General features: G+C 45.7%; 15 protein-coding genes. 1 reads left to right on the top strand and 14 read right to left on the bottom strand.

Going from position 1 to position 17,479, the window contains the following annotated elements; all coding sequences use genetic code 11:
* Nucleotides 1–233 precede the first annotated feature (233 nt).
* The 9 genes from MHH93_RS15420 to MHH93_RS15380 all read right to left on the bottom strand — a co-directional run bounded on the left by MHH93_RS15420 (nt 234) and on the right by MHH93_RS15380 (nt 10,023).
* Entirely contained in the window at nt 234–986 is a 753-nt protein-coding gene (locus tag MHH93_RS15420; RefSeq protein ID WP_339258241.1) for an SIMPL domain-containing protein, read from the bottom strand.
* A 156-nt stretch (nt 987–1,142) separates the two neighbouring features.
* Nucleotides 1,143–1,412: an HPr family phosphocarrier protein gene (locus MHH93_RS15415; protein WP_017691248.1), complete on the bottom strand. Its 270-nt coding sequence runs from the start codon at nt 1,410–1,412 to the stop codon at nt 1,143–1,145.
* Nucleotides 1,413–1,668: 256 nt separating this feature from the next.
* Nucleotides 1,669–2,607, bottom strand: a complete 939-nt coding sequence (gene whiA / locus MHH93_RS15410; protein ID WP_500054742.1) for a DNA-binding protein WhiA — start codon at nt 2,605–2,607, stop codon at nt 1,669–1,671.
* A 6-nt stretch (nt 2,608–2,613) separates the two neighbouring features.
* A complete protein-coding gene (gene mgfK / locus MHH93_RS15405; protein ID WP_017691250.1) occupies nt 2,614–3,600 on the bottom strand; it encodes a gluconeogenesis morphogenetic factor MgfK in 987 nt (328 codons plus the stop codon).
* A 13-nt stretch (nt 3,601–3,613) separates the two neighbouring features.
* Nucleotides 3,614–4,513, bottom strand: a complete 900-nt coding sequence (gene rapZ, locus MHH93_RS15400; protein WP_017691251.1) for an RNase adapter RapZ — start codon at nt 4,511–4,513, stop codon at nt 3,614–3,616.
* A gap of 51 nt (nt 4,514–4,564) precedes the next feature.
* Nucleotides 4,565–5,515: an ROK family glucokinase gene (locus tag MHH93_RS15395; RefSeq protein ID WP_017691252.1), complete on the bottom strand. Its 951-nt coding sequence runs from the start codon at nt 5,513–5,515 to the stop codon at nt 4,565–4,567.
* Nucleotides 5,516–5,963: 448 nt separating this feature from the next.
* Nucleotides 5,964–6,995, bottom strand: coding sequence for an AI-2E family transporter (locus MHH93_RS15390; RefSeq protein WP_338594798.1), 1,032 nt, complete (start codon nt 6,993–6,995; stop codon nt 5,964–5,966).
* Nucleotides 6,996–7,157: 162 nt separating this feature from the next.
* Complete coding sequence (gene trxB, locus MHH93_RS15385; protein WP_500054741.1) at nt 7,158–8,117, bottom strand: thioredoxin-disulfide reductase; 960 nt, start codon at nt 8,115–8,117, stop codon at nt 7,158–7,160.
* A 172-nt stretch (nt 8,118–8,289) separates the two neighbouring features.
* Nucleotides 8,290–10,023: a tetratricopeptide repeat protein gene (locus tag MHH93_RS15380; protein ID WP_500054740.1), complete on the bottom strand. Its 1,734-nt coding sequence runs from the start codon at nt 10,021–10,023 to the stop codon at nt 8,290–8,292.
* Nucleotides 10,024–10,236: 213 nt separating this feature from the next.
* Here MHH93_RS15380 and MHH93_RS15375 point away from each other — a divergent pair, with 213 nt between their 5' ends.
* Nucleotides 10,237–10,689 carry a hypothetical protein gene (locus tag MHH93_RS15375; protein WP_500054739.1) on the top strand — a complete coding sequence of 151 codons (453 nt, stop codon included), beginning with the start codon at nt 10,237–10,239 and terminating at the stop codon, nt 10,687–10,689.
* A 134-nt stretch (nt 10,690–10,823) separates the two neighbouring features.
* Here the strand turns inward: MHH93_RS15375 and MHH93_RS15370 are convergent, their stop codons facing one another.
* The 5 genes from MHH93_RS15370 to MHH93_RS15350 all read right to left on the bottom strand — a co-directional run bounded on the left by MHH93_RS15370 (nt 10,824) and on the right by MHH93_RS15350 (nt 17,399).
* Nucleotides 10,824–12,575, bottom strand: a complete 1,752-nt coding sequence (locus MHH93_RS15370) for a hypothetical protein (RefSeq protein WP_500054738.1) — start codon at nt 12,573–12,575, stop codon at nt 10,824–10,826.
* 253 nt (nt 12,576–12,828) lie between these two features.
* Nucleotides 12,829–13,779 carry a sugar phosphate isomerase/epimerase family protein gene (locus tag MHH93_RS15365; RefSeq protein WP_500054737.1) on the bottom strand — a complete coding sequence of 317 codons (951 nt, stop codon included), beginning with the start codon at nt 13,777–13,779 and terminating at the stop codon, nt 12,829–12,831.
* Nucleotides 13,780–13,836: 57 nt separating this feature from the next.
* On the bottom strand, nt 13,837–14,709 hold the full coding sequence (locus MHH93_RS15360) for a carbohydrate ABC transporter permease (RefSeq protein ID WP_440392332.1): 873 nt from the start codon (nt 14,707–14,709) through the stop codon (nt 13,837–13,839).
* A 70-nt stretch (nt 14,710–14,779) separates the two neighbouring features.
* Nucleotides 14,780–15,679: an ABC transporter permease gene (locus MHH93_RS15355; RefSeq protein ID WP_124118325.1), complete on the bottom strand. Its 900-nt coding sequence runs from the start codon at nt 15,677–15,679 to the stop codon at nt 14,780–14,782.
* A gap of 130 nt (nt 15,680–15,809) precedes the next feature.
* A complete protein-coding gene (locus MHH93_RS15350; RefSeq protein ID WP_440392333.1) occupies nt 15,810–17,399 on the bottom strand; it encodes an extracellular solute-binding protein in 1,590 nt (529 codons plus the stop codon).
* Nucleotides 17,400–17,479 lie beyond the last annotated feature (80 nt).

Raw genomic sequence — 17,479 nt, 5'->3', positions numbered from 1 at the left:
AATATAAGGGGATATGACCTTTTTGTCACGAACAACTATACAAAAAAGATACCAATAAACAGCATTTCACGTTGCTTCAAAAAGGTACACATCTATCTAACTTCATTAAAGTTTGCTTTTCCAACAAAAAAAGACTCTGTCCACAGGACAAAGTCTTTGTCATTATTTCGTTGTACCCTTTAAATGACACTTATAAAGGTTACTTGAGTTTACAATCATTAGTTCGATCTTATTTATTTCATTTCATACGTGATATTCAGGATTGTGCTTACTTTAACCTGGCCTGTTTCAATCTCAGTGCCACCTGCTGTATCTGCTGCTTTGGACATCAATGACTCACTTGCATAGAACACAGGTACATTCGCATCGCCTTGGCTTACGGAAAGAACAGCACCCAGTTGACGTTTAACCGCTTTTGCAATGGCGCCAGCTTTCACATCTGCATTGGCAACAGCTTTCTCAATCACTTGGGACTCATAAGTTTCCGGATTTTCTACAGTAAAGCGCACGTTCTCAATATTGTTCGCACCCGCACCTGAAGCAGCATCAAGCAGTTCGCCGATCTTGTCCATCTGACGATACGTGACTGTCAGTGTATGATGCGCTGTGTATCCTTTAATTTGTTGTCCGTCTTTTTCGCTATACGTATAGTTGGGTTGTACAGAGAACTGACTGGTTTGAATGTCGTCTGCACTGATCTTCCATGTATTCTTCAGCAAGTTGGATACTTTTTGAACTTTGGCAGCATTCGCTTTTTGAGCAGATGCAGCTGTCTCTGCAGTACTGTTCACACCAATGGACAGATAAGCAATATCAGGCTTCACCTGAATCTCACCTTTACCCACGACATTAATCACATTCTGTTGTACGCCTTGAACCTCTGCAGCATAAGCATAGCTCCCTGGCGCAACCCAAGCGGTTCCTCCTACAAGCAACGTACTTGCCACCAGCACTGCACCAAACGGTTTCATCCATTGTTTACCCATCACGATAGCCTCCTTATGTGTTAACATCTCAAACTTTAATCGATTTGATACCTTAACAGACGGGACAAATTCCATAATGTTGCACTTGACGATAGCAAATACCTCAATAACGCAAAAAAGCCCCTTTCGGGACTTCTTCATTGGATTGATCATATCTTATTGGTTTTCGAGCTCTTCCTTGCTTACCAGACTAACTAAAGCGTTTACAGCCTGTTCGGCATCCGCGCCTTCTGCACTAATCTGGATTTCCGTACCTGTGCTAATCGCAAGGCTCATGATCCCCATAATACTTTTTGCATTAACTTTTTTGTCGTCCTTCTCGACGAACACTTCAGACGAGTACTTATTCGCTTCTTGAACGAACAGTGCCGCAGGTCTGGCATGGAGACCCGTTTTCAAACGGACAACTACCGGGTGCTTTGTCATGGAAACTTACCCCCTATTATGAAATCTGGACATTAAATACACAATTATATTTATACAACATTATACCATTAACCCGTGCAGGACACTAGAAGAAAAAACTTAGGGTGCTTTGAAGGACATTATCTTGCCCGATTTCATCTTGTACAGAGCCCATCCCAATGTCCTAAGTAAGTCTTCCAGATCCTTTACGTCTGACTTTCCCCACCTTTTCTGTTCAACAGAAAGAGCGGATCTTGTTAATTTACCCTACTCCGCCTTAACCATAACGTTCTGTGCGCACTTTCTCAGCCAGCTCATCAATTTTGCGAAGCCGATGGTTCACTCCCGACTTGCTAACTGTACCTTTAAGGAGTTCGCCCACTTCCTTCAGATTGATATCCGGATGAGCCAGTCGAACCTCCGCCACCTCGCGAAGTTTCTCAGGCAGTGATTCCAGACCAATTTCCTTTTGCAACAAACGGATATTATCGATTTGTCTTACCGCGGCACCAATGGTTTTATTCAGGTTGGCAGTCTCACAATTGACAATCCGGTTAACGGAGTTGCGCATGTCTCGCATAATTCGTACATCTTCAAACTTGAACAAGGCCTGATGAGCACCAATGATACTTAGCAGCTCAATGATTTTCTCGCCTTCCTTAATGTATAGGATGAATCCTTTTTTCCGTTCTATACACCGGGCATTAAGATGAAATTCATTGGCGAGATCAACGAGTGCCTGACAGTGCTCCTCATACATGGACGCAATCTCCAGATGGTACGAGGACCCTTCCGGATTATTAACCGATCCACCAGCCAAAAATGCACCGCGAAGATAGGCCCGTTTACAACAGTTCTGCTGAAATAGCTCCGTATTAATGCCTGGCGTAAACAGAAAGCCTTCCGATACAATGTGAAGATTATTGAGAATCTCCTGTACCATGGTTGGAATACGAACAATATATACATTGTTCTTTTTCAGCCGCATTTTTTTGCGGACCAGTAATTCCGTATGCACTTGAAAATGCTTTTTAAGCAGAGAGTATGCCCGTCTTGCAATGGCGGCATTCTCCGTCGAAATATCCAAGATCACTTTTTTATTCGATAACTGCACTGCACCAAGCATACGGATGAGGGCTGAAAGTTCCGCCTTTTCGCAGCACGGTTCGCTCTCGATCATGGTTAACTCTTTTTTGGTCTGTGCTGCAAACGACATGGGACTTCACCTCTTCCGTAACATCCAATTTTGTACCAGTTGGTAGATGTGATGACTTAACTTGTCGGCATCATGACGCAGATAAGTCTTGAACAGAACAAGGGTATCTGCAACCACCTGATAGCCGGCACTTTCGAGTACATTCATATCCAGTACAACCGGTTTTGCTCCTTTTTCCGCATACTTATTCTGCACTTGCAGCGGAATATCACCATTATTTACGATAACGTAGTCGAAGAGCTGATGACCTATATGCTCGTGTACCGCCTTAAGGTGGTCACTTACCGTATAGTTATCCGTTTCGCCCGGCTGTGTCATAACATTACAGATAAACATCTTCACCGCATCAGCCTCTACCACAGCTTCTGCAAGCTTAGGCACAAGCAGATTGGGAAGAATGCTTGTATATAGGCTGCCTGGCCCGATCAGAATGGCGTCAGCTTGACGAATAGCCTCTACTGCCTCTGGCAACGGCTCCACGTGATCCGGTTCAAGGAAAACACGTTTGATGCGTCCGCCTGCCTCAGGGATTTTGGACTCACCTGTAATAATTGTGCCATCTTCCATCTCGGCATGCAACACAACGGCCTGCCCGGCTGCTGGCAATACCTCACCTCGAACGGCAAACACGCGGCTAAGCTCCCGCACTGCGGTCACAAAGTCGCCCGAAATATCCGTCATTGCAGCCAAAATCAAATTTCCCAAGCTGTGGCCTGCAAGCCCCGCGCCTGTATTGAAACGGTACTTCAACATATCTGAAAGCAATGGTTCTACATCAGCCAGTGCCGTAAGCACGTTGCGAATGTCGCCCGGAGGCGGCATCTGTAGCTCATTGCGCAGGATGCCTGAACTTCCACCGTCATCTGCAACCGTGACGATGGCCGTGATATCCAGCGGCTTCTCTTTCAAACCGCGTAACATCACGGATAATCCGGTTCCGCCGCCCATTACAACTATTCTCGGACGTTCTCTTCGTGGTCCGGCCTCTTTCATCCCTTCACCCTCTTCAATGACGGTCCCGGTCGGCGTCGCGATGGCTTACGGTGACAGCTTCTGTCTCGCTGCTTCCCAACATCTTGCCCAAATATTCCGATATCGCTACCGAACGATGCTTGCCTCCGGTACAGCCGATTCCAATAATAACCTGGCTTTTGCCTTCCTTCCGGTATTGCGGAATCAGGAAATGCAGCATATCCAGCAGCTTGGTCAGAAACGCCTGTGTCTCTGGCCACTTCATAACATATTCGTACACATCACTATTCTGTCCCGTATTCGGTCGTAAATGATCGATATAATGCGGATTCGGTAAAAAACGTACATCAAATACCAGATCAGCATCAATTGGAATGCCATATTTGAATCCGAACGACGTTATATTCACTGACAGCATTTGGCTTTCCAGATGAGAAAAGCGGGATATGATGCGTTCTTTCAGTTGGGCAGGCTTCATTGTACTTGTATTCAGTACCTGAGTAGCGGAGTTTTTGAGTTCCTCCAACATCTTGCGTTCCAGTCGGATGCCGTCCAGCGGCATGCCTTCAGGAGCCAGAGGATGTCTGCGCCTGCTTTCTTTGTAACGCTGAACAAGCACAGAATCTGTAGCATCCAGGAATAAAATTTCGCAATGAATGGTAAAATGATCTTTAATATAGTTCAAAGACTCGGACAGAGCCGTAAAGAATTCACGCCCGCGCAGATCGATAACCAATGCAACCTTACCAATCTTGCCGTTAGACTGTTCAATTAGTTCCGCAAATTTTGGAATCAATACCGGTGGCAGATTATCCACACAGAAGAAACCCAGATCCTCCAGGCTTTGTACTGCAATGGTTTTACCTGCCCCGGACATGCCCGTAATGATAATGAGCGTGGCGCCTGTGCCTGGTGAGCCTTCACCTTCAAGCATAAATGTCCCCTCCTTATCATATTGCTGTCTTCATATATTGTTACGAGGTTACTAGGAACGCAAGAGAAGACCTGCCGCACCCACAATACCTGCATTATTCCCAAGTGTAGCTTCCAGAATCTGAACCCCATCTTGCAACGGTTCCGGTGTCAGCTTAGCAAATACGGTACGTATTTCATCGAACAAGAAATTGCCCGCTTTGGACACACCGCCACCAATGATGAACATCTCCGGGTTAATGACAGCCGCTACAGTCGCCATGGACTTGCCCAAGTAGAATGCTGCACGGTTTACAATACGCTGTGCTACTTCATCGCCTGCCTTAGCAGCATCGAATACTTCCTTGGCTGCAATCTTGTCGACGAGTGCCAGTGACGTATGATCACCACGTTCTACGGCATCCTTCGCCATACGGATAATACCCGTTGCAGACGATACCGTTTCTACACATCCCATTTTACCACAGCCGCACTTGATGGCCTCCAGATCAGGTACTACACTGATATGACCCAGCTCTCCCGCCATACCCGAGAAGCCTTGATAGATGTTACCATTCAAGATCAAGCCTCCGCCGACGCCTGTACCGAGTGTATAACATACACAATTGTCTACGCCTTTACCGGCTCCTGCCCATACTTCACCCAGTGCTGCCACGTTTGCATCGTTATCTATTTTGATTGGCTTGCCCAGACGTTCTTCCAGAATCGAACGAATGGCCACATTCCGAAATCCGATGTTAGGGGCATGAACGATAATTCCCTCGCGTACATTCGTGAAACCGGCCACTCCAGCACCCACACCCTCAAGCTGTTCCCAACTGTAAGGTGATTCGGCTACGATATGTCGGACATACTTCTCGATGTTGGCGATGACCGTGTCTACGCCCTTATCCACTTCAGTCGGTCCTTCATACGTATGCATTAGCTGACCTTGTTCATCGCATATACCGACCTTGATTGCTGTTCCGCCGAGATCGACCCCAACGTAGATTTTCTCAGACATGCTGCAAGCCACCTTTATCTATCTAAAATAGTTTAAGTCCTACGTACCAACTATAATTGAAGGATACGCCTGGGTCAAGACGATAAGACCTACGAGACATCATGCTTTGATGGGGTTGTGAACCACATCACATAGCATTTTTGAATACGTATACAATCTCATTGCCTTCATTTATGAACGCACGCTTTATTCCTTCCTCCATAGCAGAGGAAGCCTCAACTCATGATATTGCATCTCCCCTCGTTCCATTCATAAAAGATAATCTTCGTCCCCTCATAATGGTGACTCGTCTTATGCACCCGCCCACCTGACATTCCCATACAGAAAGCGATCTAGTGACGGTAATTGCCAACAAAAAAGCGCCTTCCATGGTTGGAAGGCACCTTACTTTTCACAAATATCTGAAGTTGTTCAATTGGATTAAACTCAGCCATTCTTCAGCTATACGTCACAGCTTCGACTCCACACGTACCGGCTCTTCTGTCTTCTCCATCTTGTTCACATCCAGAATATCGAGCAGGAAGACAAAGATCGGAATACCAATGATCAGTCCCCAGATCCCCAGGAAGTGCTGTGACAGAATCAGTACGATAAAGGTATAGAACATCGGCAATTTGGTCTTGTGTGCCATCAGTTTCGGATTCAGGAAGTACGTCTCCAAGGCATGAATCACAATAATCATAATAATCACAATGATGCTTAATTTCAGTCCACCCATCTGATACCCAATCAGACAGAGCGGTACAAGCGAGATGATAACCCCCGCAACGGGAACCAGACTGAGCATGAACACCAGAATGGTCAGCGCGAACAGATATGGGAAGCCCAGAATCCATAAGCCCAGGATCGTCAGCACTGTATTGAACACCGCAATAAGAAGCTGTGCCTCAATGACTTTACCAAAAGAAGATACGAATTTGTCTCCCAGATAAGCTACTTCATTATAGAACCATCCAATTTTACTTGTTTTGAACTTGGACGTGAACTTGGATATCTCCTGCTTCTGCAACAAGAAGAACAGACTCAGAATGATAACAAGCAGAATAAATTCCAGCCATTTGCTCAAAGCGAAAATATATTTCAATGCATCATTGGTGTAATTTTTAATATCGAAGGATTGAAGATAGCCCGCAATTTTGGACGCAAAATTGTCGCCGTCTGCACTATCCAGAAACTTCATAATCTCGTTCGTCAACTGAACGACCTGATCCACGATCCGTGGTGAATATCTGGAGATGCCAAGCACAATGACTGCGATCACAATCATATAGAGCAGGATGACCACAACTTTATAATTGATCGGAAACAACCGATTCAAACCACCTGTAATGAAATGCTGTAACCTGTTCATGACATACGTCACCAGGAACAACAGCAGAATCATGTGCAGCATACTCCCCATACTGAACAAAACCAAACAGAACAAGAGCAGGATCAAAAATCGTCTCACTGTCGCATTCTGCAACCAATCTTTTATCATTTCCCCCAAAATCTTCACCTCACAGCTAATATGCCCCATATGTATACGAACTCATGCCCACTGTAGTTTCAAAAAAAGAGAAGCCTTCCGGCTTCTCTCATTTCATGAGACTTCCCGTTGTCTCTTATTCCTAGCTTATGCCTAACCATATGCATGTCATGCTTATTTATCCAGCGTTTCGCTCCAATCATGGACAATGCTTCCTTCAAGGAACTTCTCACAATCCATCGCGGCCATACATCCAGAACCTGCAGCCGTAATAGCTTGACGATACTTGGTATCCTGAACATCACCACAGGCAAATACACCAGGAATATTGGTCTCCGTCGTTCCTGGTTTAACCACAACATAGCCGTGTTCGTCCAGTGTAATCGCATTACCCAGGAATCCGGTATTCGGTGTGTGACCAATGGCAACGAACACGCCATCTGCTTCAAGCAACTCTTCCTGCCCCGTCTCGTTGTTGCGCACCTTCAGTCCTTTGACACCCATAGCTTCCGGTACGACTTCGAGTGGAGTACGGTTCAGCGCCCACTTCACCTTCTCATTGCTGCGAGCCCGATCCTGCATAATCTTGGATGCACGCAATTCATCCCGACGGTGAACCAATGTGACGTCTGTTACAAAACGAGTCAGGAAGCTCGCCTCCTCCATCGCAGAGTCTCCACCGCCCACGACCACGATTTTTTTGCCGCGGAAGAAGAAACCGTCACATGTCGCGCATGTGCTTACACCACGTCCCACATTTTCCTGCTCGCCCGGAATACCGAGATAACGAGCGGATGCACCTGTGGAGATAATGATCGATTCAGCTTCCAGTTCACCAATTCCTCCAACTTTGACCTTGAAAGGCGGTTTGCTGAAATCAACTTCTTCCACCCAACCATTTTTGAATTCGGCTCCAAAACGTTCAGCTTGCTTACGCATGTTGTCCATCAGTTCCGGACCCATGATACCTTGCGGGAAACCGGGGAAATTCTCAACTTCCGTTGTCGTCGTCAATTGACCACCCGGCTGAAGACCTTCGATAACCAGTGGTTTCAGATTAGCACGAGCCAAATATATCGCTGCTGTCAGACCCGCAGGTCCCGTTCCGATCACAATCGTTCTGTATTTAGACATATAGATACAGCCTCCTTAATTAAGGTGAGAATGTGTTGTACTAGCGATGAACTTGCCAAGATGATATCCTACAGGCATTTACGAGGCCCATTCGTTAAGTTTACCCGTTTTCCCGGTTGTTGTATCCTTCACCTCATGATGTCTTTCTGAAAACGAGTGAGGGCCAACTTTTTTATACAAGTGGTGGATTGCTGTTACAGACCTTATGAATCTGTTTAGCATACTTGCTAACTGTTGATGCCGATATCCCATACCGCTCAGCAATGCTTTGATAGGTAACGGGCCGACTGTGATTCTTCGCTGCCAAATATTCAAGTCCCGCAGCCCAACCCTCAATCTGTTTCGTGCCCGGAACCTCCGGATGTACCCGGGACACATAATCGGTCCAGAGCCGTTCCATCTCTTGCTGCAACTCAGCCTTCGCTTCAGACATCTGTAACGCACGATCAACAACAGCCTGCCAATGGGAGATTGAGCCACTATCCGATTGTTCTGATGTGGATTGAACCTTCCCAATGGACTTCAAGGCAACAGGAGAAAAGGGACGAACCACCTGAGTATTCCGATCCTCATCTTCAGCCGATTTCAATCCGCTCAGTACATCTTGTGCTGCCTTAAGCAGATCCTGTTCTTCTCCAGGCTCTTCAATGAAGGATTGCAGAGCCTGCTGCACCTCATAATCACCGATCATTCCAAGCGCATGAATAACCTGTAGCTTCGTTGCCCGATCACCATGCCGCAGTGCCCAGAAGAACGATGAACGAATCAGTGGATCATTCTTCATTTCTTCAGGTATGCCGTTACCATAGTTCTCCCACTGCCTGAACTGCTCATCAAATGGCAGATGATAGTGATAACTTAGCTTCTCTGGCTCTTGTTCGCCTTGTTTTACAGCCTCAAGACCTGACAGATAGTATCGGGATACTTCGGAACCCGGATCAAGCTTGGACACATGATGCCACAGACGCTCAGCAGCATCATACCGTTCTGTATTATAAGCCGCCACTGCTGCATAATGAGCAAGTGCCGGATCAGCAGCTGTCTCTTCGTCCTTGAGCAAACGCCGGAAGTGAATATAAGCCGTATCGTGTTGGCCCAGAATTCCCATCGTTGTCGCGAGTTTGTAGACTTGCTCGTGCTGGAACGGCACGATGACCCGCAATTTTTTGATCAGAAGCAGCACTTGATCAGCCCGGTTCTCATTCTGATGGAAAATGGCCAGATTACAGAGTGCATGCAGATTCCCCGGCTCCTGTTCAAGCACTTCGGCAATGGTCCCTTTTGCTTTGGAAAATAGACCCATATAATAGTAGGCGAGTGCCAGATTGTTACGGGCAGCCAAGTAATCAGGATAATCAGAAGACATGCCTTCGAGCAATTCAGCAGCCTGTGCAAATTTCCCTTCTTCCAGCAGTTCCCGTGCCTGATCGTGCTCCACTACACCTTTGCGTGATTTGATTCGATTCAGTTTGGTCGGACGATCCAGCTCATAATACAGAAGCTCCATCATCTCTTCTGCCTCCGTCATGAACTGGCCCTGGGTGTCCTCCTCCAGATAGGTAACAAGTGCTTGCTCGGCTTCCTCAAACCGATCCATATTTGCATAATTGTTCGCCATATAGAAATAACATTCCGTCATCGACGGATCTACCACTTCCAGCACGTTAGCCAGAATGGCATTGGAGGCTTCGTAATCCCCCTTCTCCGATAATATACCCGCCATATTACAATGATTCACCGGATTTTCCGGTTCGTATTCAACAGCTTTGCGAAAATATTTTAATGCCTTGTCGACATGATTACGGTCCAGCGAGCGGACAGCTCTTTCAAAGAAGAAAGAAGCATCCAAGTGAATCGGTATAATATTGGCAAGGTGTCCCTCAGCCCGCACTAGCTTGCCCTTCATCTTCCAAGGCACCTCCTCTTTGCATTTCATTCATACTCTTCAGTATACCACATCTTAAGGCCCACTTCTCAATATGTAGTTTCATGTCGTTTATGAAAAAAATGCAAAAGAAGATGATATTCCATTTTGCGGAAACCTTTCACCTTGGAGAGTTGTTTATTCTATGAGAACCCGCCCTAGCACACATCATTATTATTTTAAGGAGTTGTTATATTGATAACCTCAAAAATAAAACCACTTGTATTCATCTTGATATGCTTGTTTGCTCTGAATGGATGTTCCAAAGATATAGAAAACAAAGAAAATAAATTCACATTAGATGATGTGCTGAAAGTGCTCGAGTCTCAAAACTTGAATTTAGTGTCCTTTGGTATAACCGGGTATCCTTTGAAATTAAATGATGTTATACCTGAAGTGTACTCAATTGAAGCGTCAGGGAAAGAAGATCCGTATAGCCCTGAATTTATACATTTTTATATTTTCAATTCTGATAAGGATCGCGTTAATGGGACCAAAGAATTCAATAAGCACATGGAAAATGCCCATTTCACAACGTTCCCTTTTATATATGAGAAAGGAAATGTACTTATCGTCTACTGGAGCAATACCAAAGATAATCCTCTGTTCACCAAACCAATCGAAACAGCGTTAGAGCAACTGGAATGATAATAGTTCATATATTACTGGACTGAGTTCAACAGTGGGATATCATTTTAGAACATTTATTGCATTCATTCTTAAATGAAAAAGACCGAGCCCAAGGGTTCGGTCTTTTAACGGTAATGGCTTAAAGGATTGATTTAGTTCTTCAACGCCATCGAAGGCGAAAGTGAGATATGAATGGTTTTATCAAACGGCGTCATGAAATTGACCAGCACAACCTTGCATTTGTCCGGCAGTTTTGCCTCACGAACCGTTGCCGCCAGATGTCCGAGTTCGCCCCCGGTGATCTCCAGCCAGTCTTCTCCGCAGGTATAACGTAGGATACCGCCTTTCCACAAGAAGTGACCCTCACTCGTTTCAATCGCATCCTCACAGGTAAGCTCACCTTCACTTCCAAACACAAAGGACAATTGCATCATCGTATCCTCCGGTTCATTCCCAGTAAGATGCATCTTCCAGCCATTTTCCGTATGCAGCACTTCTGCCCCTACACGGAGTGTCTGCTCATGAGTAAGTTGACGACTCTGATGGGGTAACAAGTACCACGGACTTATGGCTGATGAAGCAGATTCCGGCAAAAGTTCCGTAGGAATCGGGCCGTAGTATCCTTTCTTCTGTTCGCCCGTCAGTTGATATCCCTCGGGCAGCTTGGTCATATTTTGCATGGGTATATACCCCGGATTAAAATAAGAAGCCAATTGCACAGCAAGCAGACGCACCTGACCATGTCGGAGTGCAAAGAAAGGCGGCACTTCTGTCATTACGGTTACGCTTGTCTCACCATTACGGATTCGGGCCACAGGAGCACCAAAGTCCGTGTGCATCCGACTGTGAGAGATTCGTCCATGATGTCCAGTCGAATCCATCTGCCCAAGATACTGCTCGCGTGCAAAGTGTTCATTCAGTATCATCTCGTAATTTTCCGGGAGCGAATCCTTCGTACCACTGGTTTGTTGAAGATCAGGTTCCAGCAACAATCTAACGAGAGCGTTGACCGAGCATACGCCCGGGTCCGTTAATGTGCTATCTGCCCATGTTGCCATGCCCGCAAAAATGGAGTCACCATCGATCTTTGCCAAGATCGCATATGGGAGATAATACGACGACAAATCATGGATACTCCCCAGATCCTGTCGACCAGAATAATCTGTTACAATCTCACCCGTGGGATGCACCAGATACACCATCATACGTAGATTTAGACGCACCGGCTCCAGCAACTCTGGACGATTGAGCAGACGAGCCGCATGAATGAGCATAATGTCGCTTACCGCATTATAGATTCCGTTGCTTCGTTCGGTCCACTCCCCATCGGGTGTAATGTCCATGCCTTCCGCCAGCCACTGCTCTGCGCGCTGCACAGCTTCCTCCACACCAAAAATGTCATGCAAGAAACCGAGCGCCGCGCATAGCACCCAGCGATGATTAGGCGTATGACAACCTCCTGTGAGCATGGTTGGGATTGTCCGTTCCAGAAATAGCTTCATATTGTTCAATACAGGTTGTAATGGCTCCCATTGTTGCTGCAGAAGAAGCTGATACAACTGTGAGTACCCCACAACAACAAATGCAGTATCGGGAGGGGAATGGTAATTAGTCCAGCCTGGCGATATTGAACCGTCTTCATGCTGGAAGCGAAGTACATATTCCGTAGCTAACAGCAGTCGATTTAACAACGCCTCATCCCGGTAATAGATGGAGTCGGGATTGGAGATCGCTGCGCCCCAGTAACACATATCCGTGGGCGTTCCAGTCGTATGGTTAACCCAGGCAACACCTGTATAGGGATCAATGGTCCCTCCATAGTAACGGCTTTCCGGGTCAAGCATCTGCCGGGATATGCCTCGTTCTACCGCTCTGTCATTACTGTCCACCAGTTGTTTGTACATGTGCAGTCCCCTCCATACCAATGCATTCTCCCGATGTGCGGAGTATGTTGCTTCAGCCCTTCAATTCAGAACGGAAGCTTACTCATACCGCCCGTAGGTGAGTTCATTTTTTTCGTCAGTATATACCATATACCAACAAATGTCGCTAGAAAATACGTGCTTGTTTAACTACATATTTATGGTTCTTCGTCCCTGAGGAAACAGTCGTTGAACACATGCTGTGAACACCCAACTGTTTCTCACATCACCGTGCCTACTCTGTCACTCCAAGCTTCTTCATAAGCAAGTCATGACTCTCGTGGATTTCTTCTGCCTTACAGGCAGACTTCAACTCATACACTTTCACCTGTGCACGGCGAATCATCGGCAGATAGGCATCATAGAAGTTCATATCCTTACTGTGTACATACGGGCACCAGTGATCAGAGAGACCGAGTGTCTCATGAATATGCACCCCTACGATATCATCCATCAGCCCCTGCATTTCTCCCACACTGTCATATAGGCCCATTCGATCCATCATGATAGCATGACCCGTATCGTACCAGATACCAACCGGAGCCCCTTTGAGGGCTGTAATGATGGTCTTGGCTTCGGCAAGGGTAGGAATCTGTTGTGGTCTGGACCTCGTTTCGATGCCAAAACGGACATCCAGACCTTTGGCTGCCGCCCGATTACATACTTCATCCAGACTGGCGATAATTTTATCCACATACCTCGAACTGAGGGCTTCTCTCCGCTCCATCAATTCTGCCCATTTACTGCGATACTTCGGTGAATCCGGACCTTCCTCGTTATAGATCTTTCCAAGGTCTTTGCTGATATCTTCAGGAAAGGGGACCTCTCCAGGGTGCACAACAACAGCTTCTCCCCCATAACGCTGGGCATATTCAGCCGACTCTACCAACAATTCGATCGCCCGCTTGCGTTTCACTTCATCTTCAAAGCCGAGCAAGATGGAATCCGTTCCGTAATCGGGATCAGGGTCATGAGGGAAGGTATTGTGCACACTGGACACCCCAATCTCCCCGCGCTCGATCATCGGCTCAATCGTTTTGAGCATTTCTTTCGTTACATTATAATTTAGCTCCACCCGATGAAAGCCGAGATCCGCAATCTCCCGAATCATGTCTTCCCCGACATCATGCTTTCGGATATTCCAGCATGTCGAGAATGAGTATTCTCCCTTATCTCTTCCCTGCATATTACGTTCCTTCTCCTTCCCCAATTGTGATGTTTAGCGTGTATAGAGACTACGAAATTACCCTTTAACCGCTCCCAGCATCGCACCGCTGACGAAGTACTTTTGCAGCCACGGATAAACAAGCAGAATAGGTACCGTTGCGAATACAACTGTAGCTGCCTTGAGACTTTCCGGAGTCAGTGGTGTGCGGTCAGCACCTTCCATCAATGTAAGCTCGCTCACCATGTTGTTTTGAACCATTTGGAAGAGCTTCAGTTGTAACGGATACAACTTGGGATCATTAATATACAACAGTGAATCCTGGAATCCATTCCAGCGACCAACCGCATAGAATAGCGCCAATGTGGCAAGTACAGGCATGGATAATGGCAGTATGATTTTGAATAGCGTGTGTACATGTGAGCTGCCGTCAATTTCTGCTGACTCTTCCAGACTTTCAGGAATGCCTCTGAAAAATGAGATCAGGATAATTAGGTTGAACGGACTCACCAGTCCCGGTAAGATCAGTGCCCAGACTGAGTTAAGCATATGAAGATCACGAATGAGCAAATACTCGGGAATCATCCCGCCACTGAAGAACATCGTAATGATGATGACATACATGAAGAGCTTGCGCCCTTTCAATTTTTTCTTAGTTAACGGATATGCAGCAGCAAGTGTGAATAACATGCACAACACCGTGGTTGCTACTGTCAGTACAGTCGTAAAGCCAAGTGAATATATCATGGATTGATCAGAGAATACTTGAATATACGCATCCCAGTTAAATTCTTTAGGGAAAATGGTCACTTCTCCCGAAGTAATAGCCCGGTTAGAACTTAGTGATATCGCAATGGTATGCAAAAATGGAGCTAGACAGAATATAACAAACAAACTGATAAAGGAGATATTAACGATATCAAAAATCCGATTTGAGGTGCGTTCACTCATATGCGCACAGCTCCTTTACTGATGGTCTATACATACAAGCCGATTGGCGTCTCTTCCGTTTATCTACAACCTACAAAATACCTTCACCCGTTGCTTTCTTCGAAATATAGTTAGATCCTAGCACGAATATGAGTCCTACCACTGCCTGGAAGAGTCCGACGACAGTTGCCAGCGTGTATTGTCCTGATTCAAGACCAACTCTGTATACAAAGGTACTGAGTACATCGGAATATTCACGCACGGCCGTATTACCAATGATATATGGCCGATCAAAACCGATGCTGACCATATGTCCGAGATTAAGAATGAGCAAGGTCACAATGGTTGGTTTAATACTTGGCAACGTAATATGCCAGATTCTCTTCAGTCTTGAAGCTCCATCAATCTCTGCAGCCTCAAACAATTCCTTGTTCACACCGGTTAATGCCGCCAGATAAAGAATGGTACCCCATCCTGCACTCTGCCAGACACCTGTGAACAGATACGTTACAAGCCATGGATTCTTTTCTGTCAAAAATGGTATTGAATTTAATCCCATGCTTTCCAGTACACCGTTAACCATACCGGATTGATTGCCGAACAATTGGTATACAATTCCTCCGATGATTACCCATGAGATAAAGTGAGGAATGTACAGAATCGTTTGCGATATTTTTTTAAACCATTTGAATCTAACTTCATAAAGCATGATGGCCAATAAAATTGGAGCAGGAAACGAAACAAGCAGGTCGAGGAAATTTAGCATGAAGGTATTTCGTAATGTGGTGTAGAAGTCCCGCATTCCAAATACTTCACGGAAAGCATCGAAACCGATCCACTCACTCCCGTTAATGCCCTGAAACAAGTTGAAATCCTTAAAAGCGATCTGAACCCCGTACATTGGGCCGTAACGAAAGATCAAGAAGTAGATCAGAGGCAGTGAGATGAGCGCATATAATTGCCAATACCTTTTCAAGTATGTGATGGTCAAATCGGTTTCCTCCTATCAACAGAGAAACGGCTGTGCCGCCCATACTGGCGGCACACGTTCCTTCCAAGTTATGCGGTACATTACATATTGATTTAGTAATCATAAGATGAACCTGCTTATTCAATAAAGCTTACTGAAGTGCTGCTTCAAGCTCTTTCTTCAGTTCTGTGCCACCCAGTGACATAAAATCATTCATTTCTTTTTCGTATACTGCTTCGAAGTCTGCCGGTTTAGCCATCGCAGTTTTCACAATAAGCACTTTCAACTTATCATTTAGCGCTGTACCATATTTAGATTCTGCTTCAATTGGTTTGCTGAAGATAACCGGACCAACCGTATCCGTATTAGCGATATCAATGGACTGTCTCATCAGCTCTTGGTTACGTTCTGGGAAGCCTGCAATCCATGCGGCTTCATTGGCTGCCTGATCTCCAACAACTTTACCATTGGCAATAATAGCCATGTCTCCACCGTTGTAGATACGATCTTTGACATCCTGTGGTGCATCATCTTTAACAACTGGAACACCATCAACCATATCGTAATTTTCACCTTCGACACCCGTGTTTATCTCTAGCAAGTTCGTTCCAGAAGCCATCCAGTCCAGGTATTTCACTGCTTCAACCGAACGTTTGCTGCTTTTTGGAATCATGATGTACATACCGTTGCTACCATAGCGTGACTTGATGTGTTTATTGTCCACATTCGGGTTGGTGTAAGCGTCAACTGCTATAACTTTGCTATCAGGTACATTTTTGGACAAATTATCAAGCATACCATCTGCATACAGAATCTGACCTACATCCTCAGACATGTAGCCAACATTACCGTTCTGGAAGTCTTTGACCAATTGCGTTTTTTCTTCATCAAGACTGAAGTCTTTGCTGATCAGACCTTCATTGTAAAGCTTGTTAAGGAACTGCATCGCATCTTTGAAGCCATCATGCAATGGTAGCTCGTAACGCTGGCTGTACGTAAGCCCATCTTGTACGGGTTTAATAAAGGAGTAAATCAATGTTTCATACTGGGCTGGGGCAAGTGCCATACCCATTGGGATGTTTTTGCTGCCCAGATTACCCGGATCTTTCTCTTTAAATGCTTTCAGCGTTTCGTAAAGCTCATCGGTTGTCGTTGGAGCCTTCATTCCAACTTTGTCGAGCCAATCCTGGCGGATATAAGAATTGTAGCGGGAAGTAATGGCACGTTTACCCGGAATAGCGAATTGCTGACCTTCAAGCTGACCAAATTTCAACAGGTCTTCGCCGAGATATTCTTTTAAGTTAGGCGCATGTTCATTAAGAAGTTCACCTACTTCAGTTAGACCACCTTGCTGAGCATAGCGGTAGAACACACTGGAGTCGTATACAAACACAATATCTGGAACGTCGCTGGGACTAGCCATTAACACGTTGAGCTTAGTTGTTTCTTCTGAACGTTGAACAGGTACGAATTGCACATCAATGTTATTCGGATCGCCGAATTTCTCTTGAACAAATTTAGTTAAATAGTTGTTAGTGATCGTATGTGGAGAAGGACTGTTACCACGATCGAAAACCTCCACTTTCAAAGTAACACGTTCACCATTCGTTGTTGCCCCGCCTTCTGCTGATTCTTTTTCTGATGCAGACGAGCACCCCGCAAGTAAGGACACTCCCATTACCATCGTAAGTGCCAGACCCATCCATTTCTTCTTACTCCCCTTGGTTGCTTTTCCAATCATTTTGTCATCCCCTTTTACTTTGCGTGAATGTTTAAGGCTTGCTCCGAGTATTCCACATCTTCCCGAACTCTAGCAATAAA

Source organism: Priestia sp. FSL H7-0729, assembly GCF_038005685.1.
GTDB lineage: Bacteria > Bacillota > Bacilli > Paenibacillales > Paenibacillaceae > Paenibacillus.
The sequence above is the reverse complement of the archived record's forward strand: the minus strand, read 5'-3'. Positions and strand labels throughout refer to the sequence as shown.

Coding starts and splice junctions, on each gene's coding strand:
- MHH93_RS15360 (WP_440392332.1), bottom strand. CDS start 14,709: ATGAGTGAACGCACCTCAAATCGGATTTTTGATATCGTTAATATCTCC.
- mgfK (WP_017691250.1), bottom strand. CDS start 3,600: ATGAAAGAGGCCGGACCACGAAGAGAACGTCCGAGAATAGTTGTAATG.
- MHH93_RS15395 (WP_017691252.1), bottom strand. CDS start 5,515: ATGTCTGAGAAAATCTACGTTGGGGTCGATCTCGGCGGAACAGCAATC.
- MHH93_RS15390 (WP_338594798.1), bottom strand. CDS start 6,995: ATGATAAAAGATTGGTTGCAGAATGCGACAGTGAGACGATTTTTGATC.
- whiA (WP_500054742.1), bottom strand. CDS start 2,607: ATGTCGTTTGCAGCACAGACCAAAAAAGAGTTAACCATGATCGAGAGC.
- trxB (WP_500054741.1), bottom strand. CDS start 8,117: ATGTCTAAATACAGAACGATTGTGATCGGAACGGGACCTGCGGGTCTG.
- MHH93_RS15370 (WP_500054738.1), bottom strand. CDS start 12,575: ATGTACAAACAACTGGTGGACAGTAATGACAGAGCGGTAGAACGAGGC.
- MHH93_RS15380 (WP_500054740.1), bottom strand. CDS start 10,023: ATGAAGGGCAAGCTAGTGCGGGCTGAGGGACACCTTGCCAATATTATA.
- rapZ (WP_017691251.1), bottom strand. CDS start 4,513: ATGCTTGAAGGTGAAGGCTCACCAGGCACAGGCGCCACGCTCATTATC.
- MHH93_RS15365 (WP_500054737.1), bottom strand. CDS start 13,779: ATGCAGGGAAGAGATAAGGGAGAATACTCATTCTCGACATGCTGGAAT.
- MHH93_RS15415 (WP_017691248.1), bottom strand. CDS start 1,412: ATGACAAAGCACCCGGTAGTTGTCCGTTTGAAAACGGGTCTCCATGCC.
- MHH93_RS15350 (WP_440392333.1), bottom strand. CDS start 17,399: ATGATTGGAAAAGCAACCAAGGGGAGTAAGAAGAAATGGATGGGTCTG.
- MHH93_RS15420 (WP_339258241.1), bottom strand. CDS start 986: ATGGGTAAACAATGGATGAAACCGTTTGGTGCAGTGCTGGTGGCAAGT.